The sequence below is a fragment of the Nostoc cf. edaphicum LEGE 07299 genome, from assembly GCF_015207245.1.
GTDB lineage: Bacteria > Cyanobacteriota > Cyanobacteriia > Cyanobacteriales > Nostocaceae > Nostoc > Nostoc edaphicum_B.
In genome coordinates this window covers 1-8,190 of the sequence record NZ_JADEXF010000107.1, presented here as the reverse complement: position 1 = coordinate 8,190, position 8,190 = coordinate 1, and the positions used below count along the sequence as shown (strand labels likewise).

At 42.6% G+C, this 8,190-nt stretch carries 6 protein-coding genes and 1 pseudogene; 1 reads left to right on the top strand and 6 read right to left on the bottom strand.

Features of this window, described 5'->3' with window-relative positions:
- Positions 1–88 precede the first annotated feature (88 nt).
- A complete protein-coding gene (locus IQ229_RS04990) occupies positions 89–2,137 on the bottom strand; it encodes a potassium channel family protein (protein WP_194041812.1) in 2,049 nt (682 codons plus the stop codon).
- A gap of 294 nt (positions 2,138–2,431) precedes the next feature.
- Between IQ229_RS04990 and modB the strand changes: the two genes are divergently transcribed.
- A complete protein-coding gene (modB, locus tag IQ229_RS04985; protein WP_194041810.1) occupies positions 2,432–4,258 on the top strand; it encodes a molybdate ABC transporter permease subunit in 1,827 nt (608 codons plus the stop codon).
- Positions 4,259–4,438: 180 nt separating this feature from the next.
- Here modB and IQ229_RS04980 read toward each other — a convergent pair whose 3' ends face one another.
- From IQ229_RS04980 to IQ229_RS04960, 5 genes and pseudogenes are all read right to left on the bottom strand, one after another.
- Positions 4,439–4,801, bottom strand: a complete 363-nt coding sequence (locus IQ229_RS04980; RefSeq protein ID WP_094331805.1) for a hypothetical protein — start codon at positions 4,799–4,801, stop codon at positions 4,439–4,441.
- 125 nt (positions 4,802–4,926) lie between these two features.
- Positions 4,927–5,295, bottom strand: coding sequence for a hypothetical protein (locus IQ229_RS04975; protein WP_194041808.1), 369 nt, complete (start codon positions 5,293–5,295; stop codon positions 4,927–4,929).
- Between the two features lie 87 nt (positions 5,296–5,382).
- Complete coding sequence (locus IQ229_RS04970; protein WP_194041806.1) at positions 5,383–6,390, bottom strand: type I restriction endonuclease; 1,008 nt, start codon at positions 6,388–6,390, stop codon at positions 5,383–5,385.
- A gap of 199 nt (positions 6,391–6,589) precedes the next feature.
- Positions 6,590–7,900, bottom strand: coding sequence for a nitrogenase iron-molybdenum cofactor biosynthesis protein NifN (nifN, locus tag IQ229_RS04965; protein ID WP_194041804.1), 1,311 nt, complete (start codon positions 7,898–7,900; stop codon positions 6,590–6,592).
- Positions 7,900–8,190 (bottom strand): annotated as a pseudogene (locus tag IQ229_RS04960) (nitrogenase iron-molybdenum cofactor biosynthesis protein NifE); the annotation flags it as partial. The pseudogene IQ229_RS04960 and the gene nifN, both read right to left, overlap by 1 nt.

Genomic DNA, 8,190 nt, shown 5'->3' with positions numbered 1-8,190 from the left:
CTTCGGGAGGGGCTGGGAGTGGGGTGCAATGACTGCGGAAATCATAACTAATTATGCGAATATGATATGACTTATAGTTATGGAAAACTCAAGGTTGCCCAATAAAGATTAAATTCGCCAAAACTTGTACTTTGCTTAACTCGCGCACAAGACGTTGAGCTTGATGTTTATAAAGTGGTATCGGCAACACTCTAGGCAAATTATTCATCCATTGCCTAGCGGTAGTGGAACTACATCCCGTAATCAAAACTATCTCCTCAGCACCATACATAATGGCATTTGTAGTTAGAGCTTTTTCAATCTGCACGCTCCATTGGCGAGGCAGCATTTCACCCCATTCAATTCGCTGCAAACTAGTGCTTGTGGCTAAAACAATCAAGCGATCGCCAGCATCAAGCTTAACATCATACCAGGGCATTAAAAAGTAATTGTCTTGCTGATATTTTTGGTAGAGAATCGGTACAACGCTGTAGCCAGACGCTATTTCAGATAGAAGCAACCCATTCAGGGTATCGCCATCTTCAATCTTGTATTCCGTCACCATGACTATTTGCTCATTCAAGTGAAACAAGCTCAGAACATTTTCTCCAAAAGCAGCACAAGCAAAAACTTCTGCCGCCAAAGCCGCACCACATATAACTTGAGCATAAGGGAACAGAGGGGCGACATTATCACTAAATTGGCGGTCTTGAGAGCGGATAATTAAGGTAGTGGCAGGGTTCATTGCATGAGCCATCAAACCAATTTCCAGATTTTCCATATTATCGTCCCCAACTAAAATGATGCTTTTAGCATGGGAGAGATTCGCTTTAATGAGTGCTTCGGTAGCATTACCAACGACAAGGGGCATATCGGGTAAAGTTTCTTGGTCGAGAGTGGTAGGATGAATTCCTACTAACGGCTGGTTAAGTTCTTGCAAAAGAGCAGCTACTTTCTGTCCCAAACGATTTAAGCCAATAATTATCAGATGGTTGCGTTGTGGGGTGGGAGGACGGGAATTGAAAAAATGGAATCTTGAAGTGACGAGAGCATCAGTCAGCAGTGCATATAATACTCCTACGAAAGCTTGACCTGTCAACGTCAGTCCCAGGCTAAACAACCGCAACCACCAAGGGATATCGTCTGAGGGTTTTGATTGCGCTGCAAACTCAACACCGCCAAATAAATCTCCGTATCCTCCCAAGAGCAAAACTGCTGTCGCATAAAAAGCTTCTTGGATGGTGATATCAGGATAATATAAGCGGTAAAGAACTATTCCAACAAACCACAGGATGAGTACAGTAATCGCATAGATTGTCGCAATTCGCCGGATTTGATTTTGGCTTTGGTAGTAAGATTGCCAAAATTGCACTATTTTATCCTTGAGATTTTTCGCTGTGATGCCTTGGATAAACTGTTGCAACTGCCACTTTTGGTTATGAGATTGTCGGCGTTGTTCAGAGAAAGCTAAATCGTATGCAACATCAATGTAAACTAGCGTGTCTCCTACCTGGACTTCTGCCTCTGGGTTCCAGCCAAACAATTCTTTGAGTGGTTTAGATGAAACAGGTTTGTGACTCAAGATGCGGCGAGTTGTAAGATTGAGTCTATGTACTGGCTTGCCATTACACCAGTTATCCTTTGCTTGTACCTGATGCTTTATCACTTGCAACAGTTGCCCTTCTAAGGTGAAATATCCAATAGCTTCAGAACCAAGGGCTGTCAGAGCGAAGGCATGAGCGGAAAGATGAGTAGGTTCAAAGGCAACAAAATTACCGAGATTTTCCCACAAGAGTTTGTTGAAATTTTGTTTGTCAGAACGTACAATCAAGCGAACTTGCGGATTAAGACGGCGTGCTGCAAAGGCAGCTTCTATATTTATCCGCTCATTTCTGGTTACTAAAAGTATTGAACGACACTGCCTTATACCTGCCTGCTCTAGAATACTTGGCTGGCGGCAGTCTCCTACGATTAACTTTTCTAGTAAGTTAGGAACTTCTGGGACTTCCCAATGTTCGGGCTGCACATCCTCGATGGCGCTGACTTTAACATCGTATTCCTTGAGGATTGCAACGCAATGTTGCCCTAAACTTTTGAGTCCGCATACTAAGAAAAGGTCTTGGGTTTTTTTTTGATTGCTGCTAGGAGGGGGATGCACTTTCTGTTGACGGTAGCATTCGATACTGCTAACAGGATGTATTTAGTAGGGTTTTTATACTTCGGTAATTCCTAACAATTTTAGCAGTTGGTTTCAAGATGAGTATCAAACGATCATAAACCGTATCGAATTCTGATATTTGATACCCAACTGAACCCGAATTTTGTTTAAAGTTTGGATAGTTTTTGCGATTACCTTGATTGATTGTGATGTAATTTACCAACTTTTTCCAACATATTAAAGCCAAAGTTGGTAAATTAGGGATTAGTTGAGCTAATTCTTCCCTACGCAACTATGCCATTGGATTTATCGCCTCTTTGGATATCACTCAAAACTTCATTACTTGCCACATTTATCACCTTCTTCTTAGGTATCGCTGCTGCCTACTGGATGCTGGGATATCGTGGCAAAGGTAAATCGTTGATTGAGAGTATCTTTATTGCGCCCCTGATTTTGCCTCCCACCGTTGTTGGGTTCTTGTTACTGCTATTTTTTGGCAAAAATGGCCCTGTAGGGAAATTCATGGGGGCTTTTGACTTCAGCATCGTCTTTACTTGGTATGGTGCAGCGATCGCAGCCACAGTAGTTTCTTTTCCTTTAATGTATAAAACTGCACTGGGAGCCTTTGAACAAATAGATGGCAACTTGCTGCGAGTAGCTAGAACCCTTGGCGCAACCGAAGCTACAATCTTTTGGCGCATCAGTTTCCCCCTAGCATTACCCGGCATTGCAGCCGCCACAATGCTCGCTTTTGCCCGTGCTTTGGGAGAATTTGGCGCAACGTTGATGTTGGCTGGTAACATTCCCGGACAAACGCAGACAATCCCAATGGCAATTTATTTTGCTGTGGAAGCGGGAGCAATGGACGAAGCATGGTTTTGGGCGATCGCAATTATGGTGATTTCTCTATCTGGAATTATTGCAGTCAACTTCTGGCAAGAATTGAGGGAAAAGAGGAGGGGAGCAGAGGGAGCAGAGGGAGCAGGGGGAGCAGGGGAAGCAGGGGAAGCAGGGGGAGAAATTTTTTATAGCCCGCACTCTAGCTTTGAATCTGGTGGATTGTTTGTCAACATTGAGAAAATACTTCCTAGCTTTCATTTAAAAGTTGCTTTCACTGCTGATGAGCAACCCTTGGGATTGTTAGGGGGTTCTGGGGCAGGTAAGAGCATGATTTTGCGTTGCCTTGCGGGGATAGAAACGCCCTTTCATGGGCGCATAGTTTTAAATGGCAGAGTCCTGTTTGACTCGGAAAAAGGGATTAATGTACCCAGCCGCGATCGCCGCATTGGTTTTTTAGTGCAGAATTATGCTTTGTTTCCGCACATGAGTGTGGCGCAAAATATTGCTTTTGGCTTGCCCAAAAAACTATCTGCTGGGAGTATTAGGGTGCAGGTAGAACAGCAATTAATAGCGATGCAGTTGCAGGGATTAGGCGATCGCTATCCACATCAACTCTCAGGGGGACAGCAACAACGGGTAGCTTTGGCAAGAGCATTGGCAAGTCAACCGGAAGCATTACTTTTGGATGAGCCGTTTTCGGCACTTGATACACATTTGCGTAGTCAATTAGAACAGCAAATGACAGAAACTCTAGCTTACTACCAGGGTGTGACTCTATTTGTCACCCATAATATGGAAGAAGCTTATCGGATTTGTCCGAATCTTTTGGTATTGGAGCATGGTAGAGCAGTTCATTATGGCAGCAAACATGAGATTTTCCAGCATCCTGCTACTGTGAGTGTTGCGCAACTTACCGGATGCAAAAACTTCTCCCGCGTTGTTCTCCAGTCATCACAACAGGTAGAAGCGATTGATTGGGGTTGTACTCTGCAAGTAATTGAACCTGTCAAAAGCGAATTATCCCACATCGGCATTCGTGCCCATCAGTTTATTTTTACCAACGACTTATCACAGGAAAATACCTTTCCCTGCTGGTTGGTAAGAACAAGTGAAACGCCCCATCGAATGACGTTGTTTCTCAAATTACACTCGGCCGGCAAGAATTCTCAAGATTACCATCTGCAAGCAGAAGTCTTCAAGGAAAAATGGGCAACCATGAAAGATGAACCTTTTCCTTGGTATATGCGTTTAGATCCTCTGCGCTTAATTTTGATGGAATAGTCAGCTAAACCATATCTAGGGAAGCATATCTCAAATTTTTATAATTTTTGTGGTCTGGGCTGAAAAGCCCGCCTAGTTCATGCAATTTCAATCTGGAACAGCTTATAAGGGGTAAGCACTTAAAAAAGTGAAATCCTACTGCCTTCATTAATACCAAATTTTCGTCATTTACCTGTTTGACTAGGCTTCATCATCTGATGTTTCTTCAATCTCGATTTCCCAAGGTTCTCCTTTATAATCTGGTGAAAAAAGGTGAATTTTGCCTTTGTTGGAAAACTGCTTCAACTTTTTGATGAACTGGGGAATAGCATCGACTATATGCAGATAACTTTCTATGTCATAGCAGATAATGAGTAACATCAGAGGACTAGTATTTATCTTGAAATACCAGTGACAATTTGATAGTAAAACTCGCATAATTGGGCCGCAAGCTTGATAAAATCGCCTGCAAGTAGCTTCTTCTAATTGTCTGTAGAATAACTCGTTAAGTATAGGCGCTCCAGTTGGAGGCAAATCATCTGCGGGAAGGGGGAACTTATTCATAGTAAATAACTAGGGATTGAGAATTACTAGTTAAAAAAATACGACGTTACTGCGTGTTTTCATCACGCCATCTATTCAAAGATGGCGCAATAAGCACTTTTGTAGTTGCACCCAAAGTCGGGAAATCATAGTAAATGTTCTTGTTTTTGTGTTGCAAGCCATTGTAGTTCTAACCACAAACGTGGATCTGTCTGCTTTATCTTCGACATCGGATCTCGCAGCAGATGTGTAGCATTTAGGCAGACAACTTCAACTAATCCTGCATATTCTGCTACTTCTCTGAGTATAGATATTTTGGCTTTGACATCAGCAATCAGATTGTCAGGGCAATAAATAGTGAAGTATGGCAGAAAGTGAACACGAGGTCTTCCCCAATAAGACTCGATGAGTTTAACATGACAGTGTTTTAGCAATTCCTCAACTTGTGGGAAAGAATGAGCAATAACCGTTTTGAATTCTTTGACTAGCTCTTGTTCATACCAACTTGTGTTCATAGTTATAACTTTCATGCTGAAAGTAGCAATTGGGAATTTTGAATTGTGAGTTAGTTTTTCTACTAATCACTGATAACTAAACATTTACTAGCCTTGGTGCAAAGATTTTTTGGGGTACTGTGTAGTACAAAAAGGTCGGCGAAGCAATTTTTTACTAATGCTGCTTCCATTCTCTTCAAACACTATCAAGTGCAATACTTGCTCTAAGAAACGCCGTTTGTCAAAAATGCCTTGAATCATCACCTCTAGTTCAGTTGCGCCCTTGGCAGGAAAATCTTCTCCATCAATGGTGCGCCAGGGTAAAAACTCCTGCCAATCTGAGGTTAATGTACCGATTCGTGCCCGATTTCCATAAGTAACAATTAGGAATGTATTGTAGTCAAACAGCTTTGGTATTTGTTGACAGTAGGTCTGAATTCGCTGATAACCTTCTTTGAAAGTCGCCTGTTCATCACTTAGCTGAATCGAGGCAATAACTGCCAAGGGTAAACCGTTGATAAAGACAACTACATCAGGACAGTGAGTATAACTCCCCTCAACTATAGTCAAGGGATGAATAGCTAGCCAATCATTGTTTAGTAGATTAGACGTATCTATGAGCCACACAAAGTCATGAACTATTTCTTCGTTATACAGGTATTCAACTTCCACACCAGTGGTCAAAAATTTGTGAAAGCGACGGTTATTTTCCAGCAAGTCGGAACCATGAGTGCAAGTAACCTGATAGATAGCTGCGGCGATCGCCTCATCCGGTTTTGTCGGGTTAATTTTCTGCAAAGCGTTATGGAGACGCTGACACAAAACCACATCACTATAACTACTCCGTCCTATCTGGTGCTTACCTAGAGTAATGTCTGGCTCTAATAAAACTGTGTAGCCAATGACCTCGAACCAAGTGAGCAAAGATGGTACAATGGCTTCTCTACGTTCCCGTAGCGTGTCGGAGACAGAAACTCCGCCAACGCGTAGCTGGCTTTTGAGTAGGGGTACGCCCAACCCAGGCATCGCAGATTGTGTGAAATCAAAACGGTGGCGAAGCTTTCTTGTAACACGACTCGCTTTGGCAGTTGTTTTTTTTAGCTGTGCTGGATTCATCAACAATAGAAGATTTTATTTGAGTAAATGCAGGAGCTAGGCACGAGTTTGCTGAACATTGGTTGGTATATTCACCAATGGACATATACGGCTTTTCAGTAACTATCAAAGCTGAAGTTGATCGGTGAGATTGTATCTAGTGCTACATATTACCAATAATATTGGTAATATTTCATAAACAGTTAGAATTGGCTCTGTATTAATGCTTAACCTTTGTTTCCTGCTCTAAAAACAGGTTGCCAATGTCAAATAAAAGCTGCATAGTGCCTCGGTAGCCAACCTTGGTAAACTGACCATAATCTAAGCGGTCAAAAATGGGAATCCCTTGACGATAAAAAGGAATTTTTAAGCGTTGAGCGATCGCCTCTCCATGAGAGTTGGTAATGAGTAAATCAGACCCAACTGCTAATTGCTCAAAGTCTTCCAAATCGCCGATAGTGATGCTCTTGATCGGCAGTTTTTCTAGCAAAGGAAAGCGTGTTGTTGTCACTGCTGCGTGAATCTCAACTCCTAGCGATCGCAAAAAAGCAACTGTTGACCAAAGCAAATCTGGTTCCAGCGCCAAAGAAACTCGCTTGCACCCAAAGTAAAAGTGATTCTCCAACATCACATGTTGCAACTGACGGCGTTGACGGCGGTATTTCTCCGGTACGCTGACACCACTGATATCCGCCAAAGCTTGCAGGAATTTATCTACTGCTGCTAGTCCCGTCAGTTCACCAAATACCTCATAAGGTATATTGAATCTTTGCTCCAAAATTTGCGCCCCACCCCGCATACTATCACCTAGCGCCAAAGTGAATACAGAACTACCAATTGAGCGCAACTGTGCTGCATTTGTACCATTAGCTGTGATGGCACTAGAAGAATCTTCTATAGAACCATCTAGTACGCCAGAAAGGTCTGGTACGACAATAGGTACAAGTCCAAAAGAGGTGACAATCTCTTTAATTTCCTGGACATCCCCTGGTGTGAAGGCAGAACTCGCCAAAATAGTGATTTGTGTGGGGCAAGCGTCTTGCTTGGAGCTTTTTTGAGGAATTTCCCTGACAATACTCTCAACCGCACCAGCAAAGCCATCCTGTAATGTACCTTTGAAATCTGGTGTAGAGACAAGCACAATTGGTAAATAATCCAGTTCTGGGTGACGGTGGCGAATCTCCTTAACAAAGCGCCCCATATCATCACCTCTGGTTTCCACCAGTCCAGTGCTACAAAGACCAATAATTTCTGGTTTGGATCTCTGCACCAAAGTCAAGATTGCTTGTTCAACTCTTTCCTCACCACCCAAAATGGTTGCAACTTCGGTCATCGCTGTACTGGAAAGGGGAATCGCCTGACGGAAATGCTGTACTAATACCGCCTTAGTTAAAGCAGTACAGCCTTGAGAACCGTGTAATAAAGGCATGATTCCCTTCAATCCCAAAAAGGCTAAAACTGCACCCACAGTTTGGCTTTGCTTCAGGGGATTAACTGCAACAGATGTACTCGTAACGCTAATAATCGCCATCAAATTTCCTCCTGTTGAGAATTTCCTGCCGACTCTACTCCTACTGACCACGGGGCTGGTCGGCATACTTGTTCCCACACAGGATTGTAAAAAGCAGCATACAATTCTCGTGCTATTTCTAAAATTCCTATATACCCTGCATAAGGATGGTTGCGTTCAGTATTAATGTCTAGGAATGGAATTCTAGCTGTGAGAGAAGTGTCTTGATAGCGTTTATCAGCAATTAACATATCAGCAAGATTTTCGTTAATTATCTGTAAAATTTCTTCAGAACTATTTTGTTCTAGAAT

What these genes read in the sequence shown, in the direction of transcription:
- IQ229_RS04970 (WP_194041806.1), bottom strand. Translation starts at nt 6,390, where the DNA reads ATGAATCCAGCACAGCTAAAAAAAACAACTGCCAAAGCGAGTCGTGTT.
- modB (WP_194041810.1), top strand. Translation starts at nt 2,432, where the DNA reads ATGCCATTGGATTTATCGCCTCTTTGGATATCACTCAAAACTTCATTA.
- IQ229_RS04980 (WP_094331805.1), bottom strand. Translation starts at nt 4,801, where the DNA reads ATGAATAAGTTCCCCCTTCCCGCAGATGATTTGCCTCCAACTGGAGCG.
- nifN (WP_194041804.1), bottom strand. Translation starts at nt 7,900, where the DNA reads ATGGCGATTATTAGCGTTACGAGTACATCTGTTGCAGTTAATCCCCTG.
- IQ229_RS04975 (WP_194041808.1), bottom strand. Translation starts at nt 5,295, where the DNA reads ATGAACACAAGTTGGTATGAACAAGAGCTAGTCAAAGAATTCAAAACG.